This is a genomic window from Micromonospora sp. NBRC 110009, from assembly GCF_030518795.1.
Lineage (GTDB): Bacteria > Actinomycetota > Actinomycetes > Mycobacteriales > Micromonosporaceae > Micromonospora.
Window position 1 is genome coordinate 5,350,848 of the sequence record NZ_CP130427.1, and the last position, 13,586, is coordinate 5,364,433.

General features: G+C 70.6%; 15 protein-coding genes. 5 read left to right on the forward strand and 10 right to left on the reverse strand.

Translation table 11 applies throughout. The features are described 5' to 3' along the window. Window positions 1-38 precede the first annotated feature (38 nt). Both Q2K19_RS25410 and Q2K19_RS25415 read right to left on the reverse strand, forming a co-directional pair. A complete protein-coding gene (locus Q2K19_RS25410; RefSeq protein WP_302764384.1) occupies window positions 39-587 on the reverse strand; it encodes a nuclear transport factor 2 family protein in 549 nt (182 codons plus the stop codon). 28 nt (window positions 588-615) lie between these two features. Beyond that, window positions 616-837, reverse strand: a complete 222-nt coding sequence (locus Q2K19_RS25415) for a sigma-70 family RNA polymerase sigma factor family protein (protein WP_302764386.1) — start codon at window positions 835-837, stop codon at window positions 616-618. A gap of 211 nt (window positions 838-1,048) precedes the next feature. Here Q2K19_RS25415 and Q2K19_RS25420 point away from each other — a divergent pair, with 211 nt between their 5' ends. The 4 genes from Q2K19_RS25420 to Q2K19_RS25435 all read left to right on the forward strand — a co-directional run bounded on the left by Q2K19_RS25420 (window position 1,049) and on the right by Q2K19_RS25435 (window position 4,873). Beyond that, window positions 1,049-1,519, forward strand: a complete 471-nt coding sequence (locus tag Q2K19_RS25420; RefSeq protein ID WP_302764387.1) for a nuclear transport factor 2 family protein — start codon at window positions 1,049-1,051, stop codon at window positions 1,517-1,519. 132 nt (window positions 1,520-1,651) lie between these two features. Beyond that, window positions 1,652-2,617: a carbohydrate ABC transporter permease gene (locus tag Q2K19_RS25425; protein ID WP_302764389.1), complete on the forward strand. Its 966-nt coding sequence runs from the start codon at window positions 1,652-1,654 to the stop codon at window positions 2,615-2,617. Further along, the gene (locus tag Q2K19_RS25430; protein ID WP_302764391.1) at window positions 2,614-3,444 is read left to right on the forward strand and encodes a carbohydrate ABC transporter permease; all 831 of its coding nucleotides are present in this window, start codon (window positions 2,614-2,616) and stop codon (window positions 3,442-3,444) included. Before Q2K19_RS25425 ends, Q2K19_RS25430 begins: the two co-directional genes overlap by 4 nt. A 46-nt stretch (window positions 3,445-3,490) precedes the next feature. After that, window positions 3,491-4,873, forward strand: a complete 1,383-nt coding sequence (locus Q2K19_RS25435; protein WP_302764393.1) for an ABC transporter substrate-binding protein — start codon at window positions 3,491-3,493, stop codon at window positions 4,871-4,873. A gap of 53 nt (window positions 4,874-4,926) precedes the next feature. Here the strand turns inward: Q2K19_RS25435 and Q2K19_RS25440 are convergent, their stop codons facing one another. The 3 genes from Q2K19_RS25440 to Q2K19_RS25450 all read right to left on the reverse strand — a co-directional run bounded on the left by Q2K19_RS25440 (window position 4,927) and on the right by Q2K19_RS25450 (window position 7,240). Further along, complete coding sequence (locus tag Q2K19_RS25440; RefSeq protein WP_302764395.1) at window positions 4,927-5,973, reverse strand: glycerophosphodiester phosphodiesterase family protein; 1,047 nt, start codon at window positions 5,971-5,973, stop codon at window positions 4,927-4,929. A 283-nt stretch (window positions 5,974-6,256) separates the two neighbouring features. Next, complete coding sequence (locus Q2K19_RS25445; protein WP_302764397.1) at window positions 6,257-6,784, reverse strand: hypothetical protein; 528 nt, start codon at window positions 6,782-6,784, stop codon at window positions 6,257-6,259. A 126-nt stretch (window positions 6,785-6,910) separates the two neighbouring features. After that, on the reverse strand, window positions 6,911-7,240 hold the full coding sequence (locus Q2K19_RS25450) for a pentapeptide repeat-containing protein (protein WP_302764399.1): 330 nt from the start codon (window positions 7,238-7,240) through the stop codon (window positions 6,911-6,913). Window positions 7,241-7,378: 138 nt separating this feature from the next. Between Q2K19_RS25450 and Q2K19_RS25455 the strand changes: the two genes are divergently transcribed. After that, a complete protein-coding gene (locus tag Q2K19_RS25455; RefSeq protein WP_302764402.1) occupies window positions 7,379-7,684 on the forward strand; it encodes a hypothetical protein in 306 nt (101 codons plus the stop codon). A 987-nt stretch (window positions 7,685-8,671) separates the two neighbouring features. On the opposite strand, the gene Q2K19_RS25460 is transcribed toward Q2K19_RS25455, so the two are convergent. The 5 genes from Q2K19_RS25460 to Q2K19_RS25480 all read right to left on the reverse strand — a co-directional run bounded on the left by Q2K19_RS25460 (window position 8,672) and on the right by Q2K19_RS25480 (window position 13,538). Further along, entirely contained in the window at window positions 8,672-9,178 is a 507-nt protein-coding gene (locus tag Q2K19_RS25460; RefSeq protein ID WP_302764404.1) for a hypothetical protein, read from the reverse strand. An 81-nt stretch (window positions 9,179-9,259) separates the two neighbouring features. Beyond that, window positions 9,260-9,580, reverse strand: coding sequence for a DUF4190 domain-containing protein (locus tag Q2K19_RS25465; protein ID WP_302764405.1), 321 nt, complete (start codon window positions 9,578-9,580; stop codon window positions 9,260-9,262). 143 nt (window positions 9,581-9,723) lie between these two features. After that, complete coding sequence (locus Q2K19_RS25470) at window positions 9,724-10,128, reverse strand: hypothetical protein (RefSeq protein ID WP_302764406.1); 405 nt, start codon at window positions 10,126-10,128, stop codon at window positions 9,724-9,726. After that, window positions 10,125-12,611, reverse strand: a complete 2,487-nt coding sequence (locus tag Q2K19_RS25475; protein ID WP_302764407.1) for an AAA family ATPase — start codon at window positions 12,609-12,611, stop codon at window positions 10,125-10,127. Before Q2K19_RS25475 ends, Q2K19_RS25470 begins: the two co-directional genes overlap by 4 nt. A 114-nt stretch (window positions 12,612-12,725) precedes the next feature. After that, window positions 12,726-13,538, reverse strand: coding sequence for a ribonuclease HI (locus Q2K19_RS25480; RefSeq protein ID WP_302764409.1), 813 nt, complete (start codon window positions 13,536-13,538; stop codon window positions 12,726-12,728). Window positions 13,539-13,586 lie beyond the last annotated feature (48 nt).

Below are 13,586 nucleotides of genomic sequence, written 5' to 3' on the forward strand. Positions count from 1 at the left end.
TGCACCGCCGAACGGCCTGGTGACGAACGCCGGCCGCGTCAGCCTGTCGTCCAGGGCCGGATCTTGTCAGGGTTGAGGATCGCCCAGATGCGCGTGATCCGATTGTCTGAGACGTGGAACGCGTACACCGCCACGGTGACGCCATCCTGCTGAGCGACCAGGCCGGGCTGACCGTTGACCGTACGCTCCAGGATCGTCACCTCGGTCGTCCTGCCAGCGAGGCCGGCGAAGAAGCGCGCGATCTGCTCGCCGCCTTCGACCGGGCGCGGCGCGGCGCTGACGAGGCCGCCACCGTCGCCGGTCGCCGTGGCGTCGGGGTCAAGGAGGCCGATGAGCGCGCCGATGTCCCCGGCTTCCCAGGCCCGCTTGAAGTCTCGGACGACGGCGGCCTGCCGGGCCGTCGGGAGCGCGGGGGCGTGCGAGGCGTGGATGCGCCGGCGGGCCGAGGAGGCCAGCTGGCGGCACGCCGCCGGGGTGCGGCCGACGATCTCGGCCACCTCCGGGAAGGCGAAGCGGAAGACGTCGTGCAGGATGAACGACACCCGCTCGGCCGGGGTCATCGCCTCGAGCACGACGAGGAAGGCCATGTTGACCGACTCGTCCAGGGTGACCCGGTCAGCCGGGTCGGCCGTGGCACCCCCGGTCCGTCCGCTCGGCGGGCTCGGGCAGCGGCTCGGGGATCCATTCGCCCACGTAGCGTTCCCGTCGGACCCGTGCCGAGCCGAGCAGGTCCAGGCAGATGCGGCTCGCCACCGTGGTCAGCCAGCCACCGGGGGATGCGATGGCGTCCCGTTGTTGCTCGGACATGGCGTACCAGCGGGCGTACGTCTCCTGCACCGCATCCTCCGCCTCGGCCAGGGAGCTGTCCTGGCTCGGATCGGGTGATCATCGCGCCGTCGGCTCCCTCGTTCGCCGCAATCCTCACCGGTCCGACGAAACAGTGCACCGAACTGTGAGGCGCGCCCGTCGCCTCACAGTCCGGGGAGCTGCGTCGTCAGACACTTGGCGGAACACCCCCATCTCACCCGATGTGACAAGGGAAAAACCGATGAGCGACTTCCAGGCCATCGCCGACCGCGTCGAGATCGACGCGCTGCGCGGCGAATTCACCGACGCGGCGATGATGCGTGACCGCGCCCGCCTCGCCTCGCTGTTCACCCCGGACGGCGTGCTGCGCATGCCCAACATCCCCGCCGAGCTGATCGGCCGTGAACAGATCCGCGCCGGCGGTGAGCGGCTGCAGGCACAGTGGGACTTCTTCGTGCAGACCACCCACCCCGGCACCATCCAGCTCGAGGGCGACACCGCCACCGGCCGTGCCTACATTCAGGAGTTGGTGCGCACCCGCGACGGCCGCCAGGGGCTGAACTACGCCATCTACCACGACCGCTACCAGCGCACCCCGGATGGTTGGAAGTTCACCGAGCGGGTCTACGAGGTCCGGTACCTCGACACCACTCCGCTGGCGGGCTCGGCGCCCCGCCCGGAGGCCCCCACCGAACGATCCGGCACCAGCTGAGCCCTCGACCCCCGTGCGAACTGGATCGTCGGGGCGCGGAAAGTGGTATCCGATCCGAGCACCGCCCACTACTGGAAGGAACTTCCAGCTCCGGGTCCTGCGCGGAAGGATTTCTTTCGATACTGTGCTGCCGTGCCGCCCCCGCCTACCGTCAGCGCCCCACCGGATAACCGCGCGCCGACCACAGAGTCCACCCGCTCCACCGTCCGACGAGGAGCGGCGGCGCGCTTCACCGAAACCGGTCTCGGATGGCTGCTGCTGCTGCCGTCGGTCGTGGTCTTCGCACTGTTCGTGTTCTGGCCGCTGGGCCGCACCCTCTACCTGTCCGTGCACGGCAACGACCTCTTCGGCGCCCCGTCGGTGTACGTCGGTGCGGAGCACTACCGGGAGATGCTGTCGCCCGAGTTCGGCAAGGTGCTGACCACGACGGGCCTGTTCACGCTGTTCTCGGTGGTGCCGGCCGTGCTGGGCGCGCTCTTCGTGGTGCTGCTGCTGGAGGCGCGCATCCGCGGCGTACGGGTGTTGCGCACCGCGTTCGCGCTGCCGTTCGCGTTCTCGGTGGCCACCGCATCGGTCATCTTCGCCGTCATCTACAACCCGGCGATCGGCGTGGCGAACGGCGTGCTCGGATCCCTCGGCATCGACCGGGTCAACTGGCTCACCGACCCGTCGATCGCGCTGCCCGCCGTAGCCGCCGCGACGGTGTGGATGAACCTCGGCTACAACGTCCTGGTGCTCTCCGCCGGCGTCGCGGCGATCTCGCCCGAGGTGGTCGAGGCGGCCCGGCTGGACGGCGCGACCGGCTGGCGGCTGGCGTCCCGGATCACCGTGCCGCTGCTCTCCCCGCAACTGTTCTTCCTCGTCGTGGTGTCCACGATCCACGCGTTGCAGAGCTTCGGGCAGATCCACATCCTGACCAAGGGCGGCCCGGACCAGGCCACCACGACGCTGGTCTACTCGATCTACGAGAAGGCGTTCGCCTTCGGGTCCTCCGACTTCGGATCAGCCAGCGCCCAGGCCGTCGTGCTGCTGGTCGTCATGCTCGGCTGCACGGCCATCCAGTTCGGCGTCCTCGAGCGGCGGGTCCACTATCGATGAAGAAGCTCAGTTTCGGGCAGGTCGCCGTCTACGTCGTGCTCGGCCTGGCCGCGATCCCGGTCCTGTTCCCCATCTACTACGGCTTCGTCGGCGCCGTGATGGGCCCCGGCGACCTGGCGACCTACCCGCCCGCGCTGGTGCCGCACGAGCTCTACTGGCAGAACATCAGCGACGTCTTCCGCTCGGTGCCGCTCGGTCGCTTCTACGTCAACTCGGCCATCCAGGCCGGGGTCATCACGGTGGCCCAGATCGTGACGAGCATCCTGGCCGCGTACGCCTTCGCGTTCCTTCGCCTGCCGGCGAAGGCCGCGACGTTCGGTCTGTTCCTCGCCACCCTCATGGTGCCGTGGGAAGCGATCATCATCCCCAACTACCTGGCCATCTCCGGTTGGGGTCTGGCGCGAGGTGGGTTGACCTACCTCGGTCTCGTGCTGCCCTTCCTCGCCTCGGCGTTCGGCACGTTCCTGCTGCGTCAGGCCTTCCTGCAGTTCCCGACCGAGTTGCGGGACGCCGCGGTGATCGACGGGTGCGGTCACTGGCGCCTGCTGTGGCGGGTCATCGTGCCCCTGTCCAAGCCCTCGATCGCGGCGGTCGGGGTCTACGTCTTCCTCTCGGCGTGGAACCAGTACTTCTGGCCGCTGATCCTGATCCGCGACCCCGAGTACCAGACGCTGCAGATCGGCATCTCCCAGCTCAACGACGCCGAGGTGGCCCGACCGGGCCTCGTCCTCGCCGGCGTCGCGCTGTCCCTGCTTCCCACGCTGGCCGTCGTGCTCTTCGGTCAGCGCTACATCGTCCGCGGCCTCACCGCCGGCGCGCTGCGTTAACTCGTGAAGAGGAGATTCCGTGAGACAACCTAGGCTCCGCCGGAGCATGAGCGCATTCGTCGCCCTGGTAGCCGCCGCCGCGCTGACGGCGTGCGGTGGTTCCGGGTCCGGCACCGACTCCGGCAAGGACGCGCTCGAGGCGCCCGGCGCGGAGGTGCTCCAGAAGGCCACCGACAAGACCACCATCGAGTTCTGGCACGGGATGAAGGGCCCCAACGCCGCGGCGATCGACAAGCTGGTCGCCGACTTCAACGCCCAGAGCGGCGGCAAGGTCGAGGTCAAGGCGGTCTTCCAGGGCAACTACGACGAGACGATCGCCAAGTACAAGGCCTCGGTGCAGCAGAAGAGCACGCCGGCGCTGGTGCAGATCTACGACATCGGCTCCCGGTTCATGGTCGACTCCAAGCAGACCGTGCCGATGTACAAGTTCATCGACAAGGACAAGTTCAACGCGGGCGACATCGAACCGAACATCGCCAACTACTACTCGATCGACGGCAAGCTCCAGTCGATGCCGTTCAACACCTCCACCCCGCTGCTGTACCTGAACAAGGAAGCCTTCGTAAAGGCCGGCCTCGACCCGACGAAGCCGCCGCAGAACCTCGACGAGATCGGGGAGATGGCGAAGAAGCTGACCGTCAAGGACGCCAGCGGCAAGACCGTCCAGTACGGCTTCGGCGCCGCCATCTACGGCTGGCTGCTGGAGCAGCTGATCGCCACCGACGGCAAGGAGTACTGCGACAACGGCAACGGCCGCAAGGGCCTCGCCACGAAGGTGCAGTTCGACCAGGAGACCGGCGTGCGCGTCGCGCAGTGGTGGACGGACCTGGTGAAGGGCGGCTACGCGACGAACACCGGCCGCAAGACCGACGACGCCCAGGCCGCCTTCAAGGCCGGCACGGTGGCGATGCACCTGGAGTCCACCGGCGCCATGCGGGGCTACGTCGAGGCGGCCAAGGGCAAGTTCACCGTGCTCACCGCGCCGTACCCGAAAGCGAGCAGCTCGGCGACGGGCGGACCGATCATCGGTGGCGCCTCGCTGTGGATCGACGGCGTCGGGCACAGCGACAAGGAGAAGCGGGCCGCCTGGGAGTTCGTGAAGTTCGCTGTGAGCGCGGCGCAGCAGGCCAAGTGGCACACCGGCACCGGGTACGTGCCGGTCAACGCCAAGGCGCTCGACGAGCAGATCGACAAGGACTGGGTGGCGCAGTACCCGCAGTTCAAGACCGCCGTGGACCAGCTGCACGCGCTGCCGCCGTCGGTCGCGTCGGCCGGCTGCCTGCTCGGCGTGATGCCGCAGGCCCGCAAGGCGTCCGAGGACGGCCTGGAGGCGGCGATCGTCGGTAGCAAGCCGGCCGACCAGGCCATGAAGGACGCCGCGGCGAGCGTGCAGGCCGCGATCGACAGTTACAACAAGTCGGTCAGCTGACATACCGCGAGGAGGGGCCGGCTCCATCGGAGCCGGCCCCTCCTCGTGCCGGCTCAGATGACGTACGCGTACAGGTCGACGAGGGTGCCGTCGGCGCGGTGCAACCCGGCGGAGTCGCCGTACGTGCTGTTCCAGACCGCGGCGGTGCGCGCGTTGTGGTAGGTGGCCGCGTCGTCGTCGCCCGGACCGGTGTGCACCCGCAGCAGCCCGCCCGGTGGGATGACGTAGCCGTCGCCCACCACGATCCGGTCGGACGCCTGGTTACGCAGGTACCAGTCGCTGACGTCGACCGGCTGGTCGGAGACGTTGCGCAGCACCACGTGCTCGCCGGGGGAGTGGCACCTGATGTCCTCGATGACCACGCCCGCCGCGCCGGGCACCCGGTCGCCGCCGTGCAACATGTCCTTCAGCGCGTACGGGTAGTTGGTGATCATGCCGTCGACGCCGAGGTCCACGGCCCACCGCCAGAGCTCCGGCGAGTCGACCGTCCACGGCACGAGGGCCAGGCCTGCCTCGATGACCCGGGCCGCGCCCTCGGGCCGCAGCCGGCGGACGTCCGGGTTGACCGAGAAGATCCACCCGGCGAGGTCCGTCAGTTTCCCGCCCGCCGGCACGTCGTAGGTGATCAGCGAGACCGGGACATCGGGCAGCTGTGCGTGGAAGTCCCGGACGGCCTGCTCGTCGAAGGACCCGACGATCAGCGGGGTCGCCTCGAGCCACTCGCGACGCGTGCGCAGCCGCGCGACGACCGCTGCCGCCAGCCCGGGATTCACCGCGGGCGACTTCAACTCAAGGTTCAGGCCGACCCGGTCCCCGAGCAGGTCGAGCAGTTCGTCCAAGGTGAGGATGTGCTGGCCGGTGAATTCGGCGCCGTACCAGCCCCCGGCGTCGAGTTTCCTCAGCTCGGCGAGGGTGAAGTCGTGCACGTTCCAGGGTGCGCGGTCGGAGAATGCCAGCCTGGCGTCGGTGGTGCGGGCGAGGGTCACATCGTGGATGATCACCAGCTCCCCGTCGGCGCTGAGCTGCACGTCGGTCTCGATGTAGTCGGCGCCCTCGGCGATCGCGAGATCGAAGGCGGCCGCGGTGTTCTCCGGTGCCATCCCGGACGACCCGCGGTGCGCGTACGTCGCGGCGCGCCTGCCGCCAAGGCCGAGCGGCGGTGTGGTGCGTGCCCGGGGAACCGGCGCCACCCCCGCATGACGGGCGGGCTTCGATGACGGACTCGTGCTCATCCGCAAACTCCCTGGGTATGTGGGCGACGCCTCCCGCTACCGCCTGACCCTAACCGGGATCCACCTCGGCCCACTCGTGGCCGTATGTCGCGCGCTATTGCTCAGCACCGAGGCGGAGGTGGTCACGAGTTCTCCGGCCGGGAGCTGACGGTTACGAATCACCTCGCGCCGCCTCATCCGGTCGATCTGGGGTGAGCGGCAGTTCGACCGGCTCGACGGCCGTGCTGGCGGGCGCTGAGTGGTGCGGCGCTGGCCGGGCTGGTGCTCGCGAATGCCGGTGGTGGCGCACAGTGACCTCACAGGTGACGAGGCGGATGGGCGCGGGCGGTGCGGCGAACGGTCCCGGCCCCCAGCGCACCCAGAGCGCGACCCGGCCGGCGTCAGCCTCGGCAAGCAGCTTCTCCACCGTGCGCCGACGATCGGTGCGGTCCACCTCGATCACGACGGGACGACCGGCGGGGCGGGCACAGGCGACGTCCACGACCGAGTGCCGGTTCTGGTACGGGGCGGGCAGCGGGACGACGCTCGCGGCGCGCCGGTACACCCGGAAGCCTTGGGCCTCGCCCCACGCGGCGACCGCGTCGACGAGGAGCGCGGTGACCTCGCCGGTCGACCGGTCCACGAAGGTGAGCCGGCCCAGGTGTGCCGCCAAGGAGGTGGCGAGCTCCTCGTCATTCACGGTGCTTCCTCCGGCTTGGTGCGCGGGTCTCAACCCGGGCGCCTCGTGCCTGTGCTGGGCCGCCCAGTGGATTTTCACGGGATCGGCGCAGCGGCGCGATCGAGAGCCGGCGGGACGTGGCCCGCCTCAGCGGCAGGAAGGCCGCTCGGCCCCTCCGAAGTCGAGTCCACCGATCCGCCAGGAAGGCCGCGCTGGCATGCTCAACGAGGGGCAGAATAGCAGTCCGTACTCCGGATCGTGCGTCATGACGTAGCTGAACCGCGCGTAGGACAGGTCCGTGTCACGCAGGTCGGCATCCTGCAGATTGCAGCCGGCGAGGCTGACACCGCGGAGGGAGGCGCCCCGGAGGTCGGCGTCACGGAAGTCACACAACTTGAACGAGTGCCGATCAAGGGTGCGATGCCGAAGATCGCGACCCGCGAACGATTTTCTCGTCGCGCCGGGCAGGATGCTCATCCGCGAACCGTAGCGTGTCGCCGGTTGCCAAACCACCGGCTATCTACGCACTCACTTGCGAAGCGTTCACCGTGAGGTTCAATCTGATCATCTCAGATACTGAGCGGGGACGCTGTCTTGATGGCACGGAGGTCGAAGGTGGGTGCGGGCGGGTTCTCGTTGCGTGGCGGTATCCGGGTCGTCCCCAAGGTCGGGGGCGGCGTTCGCGCCGACTCTGGCTGGCCGATGGCGAGGCTACGGGCGGACCAGGATTCCATCGCGCTGCGGGAGATCTGGGCCGGAACTTTGGTGATCACCGTCGACAATCTGGTCGCAATCCGTCGATGCCAGAACGGGTTGGAGTTCGAGGTTGCTGATCGCGATGAGCTGTGGATGTTTCGGACGCTGAATGTCGACCGATTGATCACCCGCCTGGCAGCGCTTGGATGGACCGCCGAACGGTGATGGCATCAGATCGACTGGGAACTCGTAGCTGCGAGTGTGTGCCCGATCCGTGCTCGATGCAGCGGCCAACATTGGTCGAGTAGATAGCTCGGCCGAACTTGAGCTGCGCCTCCGGCGGGGACGCTCCGGTTTCAGGATTCGCCCGGCCCGCTCCCGCGGGGCCGGTAATTCGGAGCGGATCTAGCGGAAGAGGTCGTGCGAGTCGCGCGTCCTGACTGAGGGCCAGCTCGATGCGCAGGTGTCGGTAACCCGTCACCGCTGCTGCTGTTTCGGCCCAGTGACCATCGGCATTGCAACATGCAAACGTGAATGGATGACGACGACGGCGTCCGTTCTAGTCATTATCAGTGTTGCGATCGGGTTTCTGGCTGGGCGTGCCTACCAGGTCGCTCACCGGGCCTGGTCGGACTACAAAAAGGCGAAGGCGCTCGTGCCGCAGCTGTTGAAGGCGTTCTGGGCGGCTGTGCGGGGCGCTATCGTGATCCTTGCAGTCGCCCTAGCATGGATGGTTGGCTCCGCATGGGCGGCGGCATCCGGCACCTCGACGCAGGACCCGTCGCCGTGGCCGTCGCCGTCATCGCAAGCACCGTCGCATGGGCGGTAGAGCGCGGGTGACGCCGCCGATGTGTCGTGACTCGGCGAGATGGGTGGCAGGGGGTAACCCGGCCGGGGACCTGTTTGGAGCCTGGCCTGTGCTCTGAGTAGTTGGCGGCAGACTGCGATGCCGCTATGAGCAGTTGGCGTAACACGTCGACAGGCGGGATCGTGGACGCCCTCAGGACTGCAAGGCGGCAGCGGACGTTTTTCAACCAGGCGCGATGATCCCGTTTACAACGAACAGGTCGGCAGCCGCAACGGCGAGCAGCTGTGGCGGCCGTGTCTGCTCCGCGCCGACCACGACGGCCCATACGCCCCGCCGCTGACCGCAGGAGGCCAATACGCTCGGACGCGCTGCTCTGATGATGTCATCAGGGCATTATGCGTGGCTCATGCGATATGTCCTTCCTGGTCATTCCGCTGACGGGCTACGTCGAGCAGATGATCGAGGGCCGGCCTCGACTGGCCCGCCGCGGTGGCGAGTGCCCCGAGCGGGTCGGGGTGCCCGCGACCGGCCAGGTCTTCGAAGACCTCGAGGAGGTCGGCTTCGAAGCCGTCCGCGGCCGCACCCCGGGCCTGGGCCAGCTCGGCGAGGCGTCCCTCGATGTAGCGGCGCACCATCACCTGGTACGCGCCGACGTTCGGCAGGTCGTGGAACTCGGCCACCATGTCGTCGACCTGCCTGCCCGTGCGGTGCAAGACCGCCGAGGTGACGCCGCGGGTCCGGACCTCGGGCGCCGCGTCGTCGGCGACGCGGATGACGACCTCGTCCGGTCCGGTGATGGCGGACGATCCGGCATGGGTGCGCCAGCGGGCCGTGACGACGAAGCCGTCGTCCCTACGGGTCAGCTCGAGGGACGGGTCGGGTACGGCGTGGAGCGGATTCTGCGCAGACATGGGTTCCTGTCTTTCCGGCGCTTCGTGGGCGCCTGTTGCCGGGCGGCGGTGGCAGCCGATGTCGTAGCTGTTCCGCCCGGTTCAGGGCGTCGGGGTGGCCGCGCTCAGGACGCTGCCGAAGAAGACCATGACGGTGAAGAGGATCATCGGGCCGACGAAGACGTACCCGAGGACGAGACCGGCGACCGCCATGCCGTGCCCCGACCGCGTGCCGTCCCGGGTCTCCCGCATGGCGAGGTGGCCGAGGATGACGGCCAGGATGCAGGGCAGCCCGAACAGGCACCAGCCGCCGAGCACGCCGAGGATCCCGAGCACCAGCGACGTCGTCGCCATGCCCGACGTCAGCGCCGGTTGCACGGTGACCCGCTGCGGACCCTGCGGGTAGCCGGCCTGGTGGGCCATGACCGGGCCCGGCGGATAAACGCCGGAAGGCGCGGACACCGGCGAATACGGCCCCGGCACGGCAGAGACCGGCGGGTACGGACCCGGGACGGCGGGGAGTGCCGGCTGCGGGCGGGTGAGGTCGGGGCCGGGCTGCGGGTAGGTCATCGTTGCGGGTCCGTTCTTCCGTTGAGGTGGGTGAGCAGGGCGCTCACCTCGGTGTGCAGGCGACGCAGCTCGGCGGCGGTCGGCGCCAGTTCGTAGCAGTGGTGGTGGGTGGCAGCCGACAGGGCCGCCCAGGTGAAGGCGATCCGTCGGGCGACGGCGGCGCCGGGTCCGAGGCGGCCGCGCAGCATCAGCTGCTTCGCCCGGCCCTGCCGGCACTCGGCCACCACCGGCCGGGTCCGCCGCCAATACGCGTCGATGCCGCCCTCGAGGGCGAGCCGGATCAGGCAGGCGCACGCCCGTGGCCACCAGCCGGCGGTCACCGCGGCCGCGCCGAGTTCGCCGGCGCCGCGCAGCATCTGATCGGCCGCCGCCAGGCAGCGCCCGGGCGTCGGCGCGGTCACGACCGGACCTCCGCACCGTTGCGCGGCGCGGGAACGGCAGCCACGTGGACCCGCAGCGCCTCCGCGAGGTGGCGCGCGTCCGCGACCAGGGCGGGCAGGTCAGACAGGTACGCCCCGTGCACCCCCTCCTTGCACGCCTTGTAGGCGCCCACCGCCCGCGACCCGTGCCGACGGCTCAGGTACCCGAGCACCTCGCCACCCCGGTCGGCGTCGTCGAAGAGCGCCAACGCGACCGTGGTGGTCAGCCGGCGGGACGCGGCCACGACGGCCGCCTCGATCGTGTCGTGCGGTACACCCCGCGCCACTCGGCGCCGCCACACGATCCGGTGGCAGGCCGCCTCGATCGCCGACCGGCACAGCTGCGCCACCACCGGCCCGCGCACCTCGGCGGCGATCTCCTCGGTGCGGGCCAGCGCGTACGCGTCGTCGAGGTAGCGGGTCACCGGGTCGGAGCCGGGCCGCAGGGTCACCACTGACCGCTCCGCGCGGGTCACCTCCACGATCCGGGACTGACCCAGGTCGAGGCGGGCCAGAGCGTCGGGCAGTCGGGTGTCGTGGGTGAAGACCACCACCTGCCGCTGCTCGGCCAGCTCGGCGAGCACCCGCGCCAGCCCCTCCACCTTGGCCGGATCCATGCTCTGCACCGGGTCGTCCACCACGATGAACCGGAACGGACTCTCCGCCGCGCAGCCGCGCGGCAGGAACGTCGCCAGCCCCAGGGCGTGCATCTCACCCTGGCTCATCACCCCCAGCGCGGTCCCGTTGTCCGCGCCGTCGACGCTGACCGGGAACACCACCCGGCGGCGGGTGTTGGTGCCCTCCAGGGTCATCGCCCCGAGTTCGACGTTGCTCTCCTGCCGCAGCTGCGCCCAGATCCGCTGCGAGTGCGCGGCGAACGGAGCGAGGCGCTGGTTGCGCAGCTGCGCGCCGGTCGCCTTCAGCCACGCGCGGGCGGCCTTGATCCGCGCGAGGGTCTGCTCGCGCTCCGGCAGCGTCCAGGCGGCGTCGACCCAGGCCCGCAGTTCACCGGCCGCCGCCTGCCAGCCGGTGTCGCGCTGGCGGAGGAAACCCGTCGCGTATGCCCGGGCGTGCTCCGCCGCCTCGAGCACCGCCGGGTAGCGGGCGGTCAGATGGTCGGCGAGCTCCTCCGGGCTGCCGGGCGCCGACCGCAGCGCCGCGGCCGCTTCGTGCAGCCCGCCCACCGGGACGTCGTCGGCTATGCCCTCGGGGACGGCCAGGTCGTCGATCAAATGGTGTGCCCGCTGCATGGCCGCGTTCAACCGCGCGGCGGCGGCTTGGGCGGCGAGCGTCCGGTCCCGCAGCTCGGCCAGCGATGCCGCCGCGCCGGTCCGCCAGCCGCCGTCGAGCGTGCCGGTGGCACAGACCGGGCAGGGGCCGTCGCCCCGGTCGTCGTGGTGTTCCAGGGCGAGCCGGAGCAGCTCGGCCGTCCGCAGCGACGCCCTGGACCGCCCACCGTCCTGACGGCGCGCCTCGGCGGCGGTCGTGCGCAGCTGCTCGGCGAGCCGGGTCACCTCGTCGCCGTCGGGCAGCCGCATCGCCACGAGCCGACGGCACAGCAGCATCATCTCGTCCGCGGTCGGTTCGTCGGGCTCGTCGAGGATCGCGGCCACCGCGTCCAGGTCCGGCCTGCTGGCCGTGAGCAGCTTCGCCGCCCGGGTCGCCCGGTCGTCGGGCAGCTCGCCGAGCGCGGCGGCGAGGGCTGCCCGCCGGGCGCGTACCTCCTTGATTGTGCCCTCGACGGGCCGGGCGGCGTTCATCAGCCGGCGGTCGGCGTCGGTGATCGCCTCCAGGCCGAGGATCGCGGACAGCGCGTCGAAGAGCTGGCTCTGCGTGCCGGCGGTGAGCCGGCCCAGCTCGGCGGCGGTGAGGAACGGCCGGTACAGCGCCAGTGGCCGGTCCAGCCCGAGCTCGTCGAGCCCGTGGTGGGTGCCGCCGGCGCTGGTCACCCGCACCTGCGCTGCGGTCAGCTCCGCGTCCGGTGCCCAGGAGCGGGTCACGGTGGTGGGCGTGGCGACGCCGTCGACGCGCAGCTCGACCGCGATCCGGCAGGTGTCGCCGGCGTGCAGGTTCCGCCATCCCGTACGCCACACGCTGTTGCGGTCCGCCCAGCGGGCGCTGTCCCCGGTGAGCGCCAGTTCCAGGGCCTCGGCGAAGCTGGACTTGCCGGAGCCGTTGCGGCCGACCACCACCGTCAGCCCCGGGGCGGGCTCGATGTCGAGGGTGCGCTCCGGGCCGACGCCCCGAAAGCCGGCAACCGTGACCGAGGAGAGCCAGATCCGCTCCCGCGGCTCGTCCGTCGCCGGACGATGCGGCGCGAGGGTGGCCGGCCGGCCGGCGAGCGCCGCGTCCAGGTCAGCGTCGTCGCCGAGCGCGGCGAGGACGAGGTCGGCGGTGTCATCGGGTACGCGGTCGGCGGCGAGCCGGTCGAAAATCAGCTCGACGAGGGGTTCGGTGCGGTTCATCAGGCGACCTTTCGACGGGTGCTGATGGGGGAGTGGGTGTGCGGGGCCGACCGGCTCGGGTAGCCCCCGTCCGCTCGTGGTGCTGTGGATCTGATGTCGTAAATGGATTGGCGGTCAGGCGGCCAGTGCAACCTGCCAGTCGCGCAGGAACGCCTCGACCAGGTCGTGCGCCCGCTGGCGTACGTCGAACGGTTCCTCGACCCGGCGGCGCGCCATGTGCGCGAGACTGTCAGCGGCCTCGTTCAGGGGGTGCTGCGCGTGCCCCTTGACGTGCGCGAAGGTCAGCTCCGGGCGCTCGGCCACCAGCTCGGCAAGCCGGACCAGGGTGGGTTTCATGCCCGCGTGTCGGGGGCGCAGGTCGTAGCCGGCGGGCATTGCGCCGGTCTCGCCGCCCTGCCAGCGGTGCAGGTAGTTCAGCGCCGGGCGGCTGTCGACGAGGACGGTCATGCCGACCGGCGCGGTGTCGTACGCGGTGAACAGGAACTCGACCGCGCGCAGCTCGCTGACCAGGACCCTGGAGCAGCCGGTCGCGTCGTGACGTCCGGGGCGGCGGCTGCGGAGGCCGTAGCGGCCGTCGCTGGCGACGTACCCGATGCCGCCGGCGCGCCCCTTCCAGCTGGCGTCGGTCGCGGCGACCAGGGGCGCGGACGTCTCCGCCCAGCGGCGGACCTGGCCGCGGCCCGGCTGGTGCTCGGGCCGGCAGGCGAGGTGGTGGCCGATGGCGAGCTGCTCGGCGGTGTCGAGCAGCTGCGCCGCCGAGGTGAGCTGGTCGTAGTGGGCCGCGGTCAGCGCCAGCCGGACCGCGTCGCCAACCGCCGTGCAGGTCTCGCAGTGGCGGGGCTTGACGTAGGTGCGGAGGGCGAGGGCGCGGTCGTGCAGGGGAGCGGGGAGCAGGTCCAGGGCGCGGTGGAACTCATCGGGACGCACGACGCCTCCTGACGTCTTTGTGTTTGGGCGGAGAGGACGTCTGGCCGG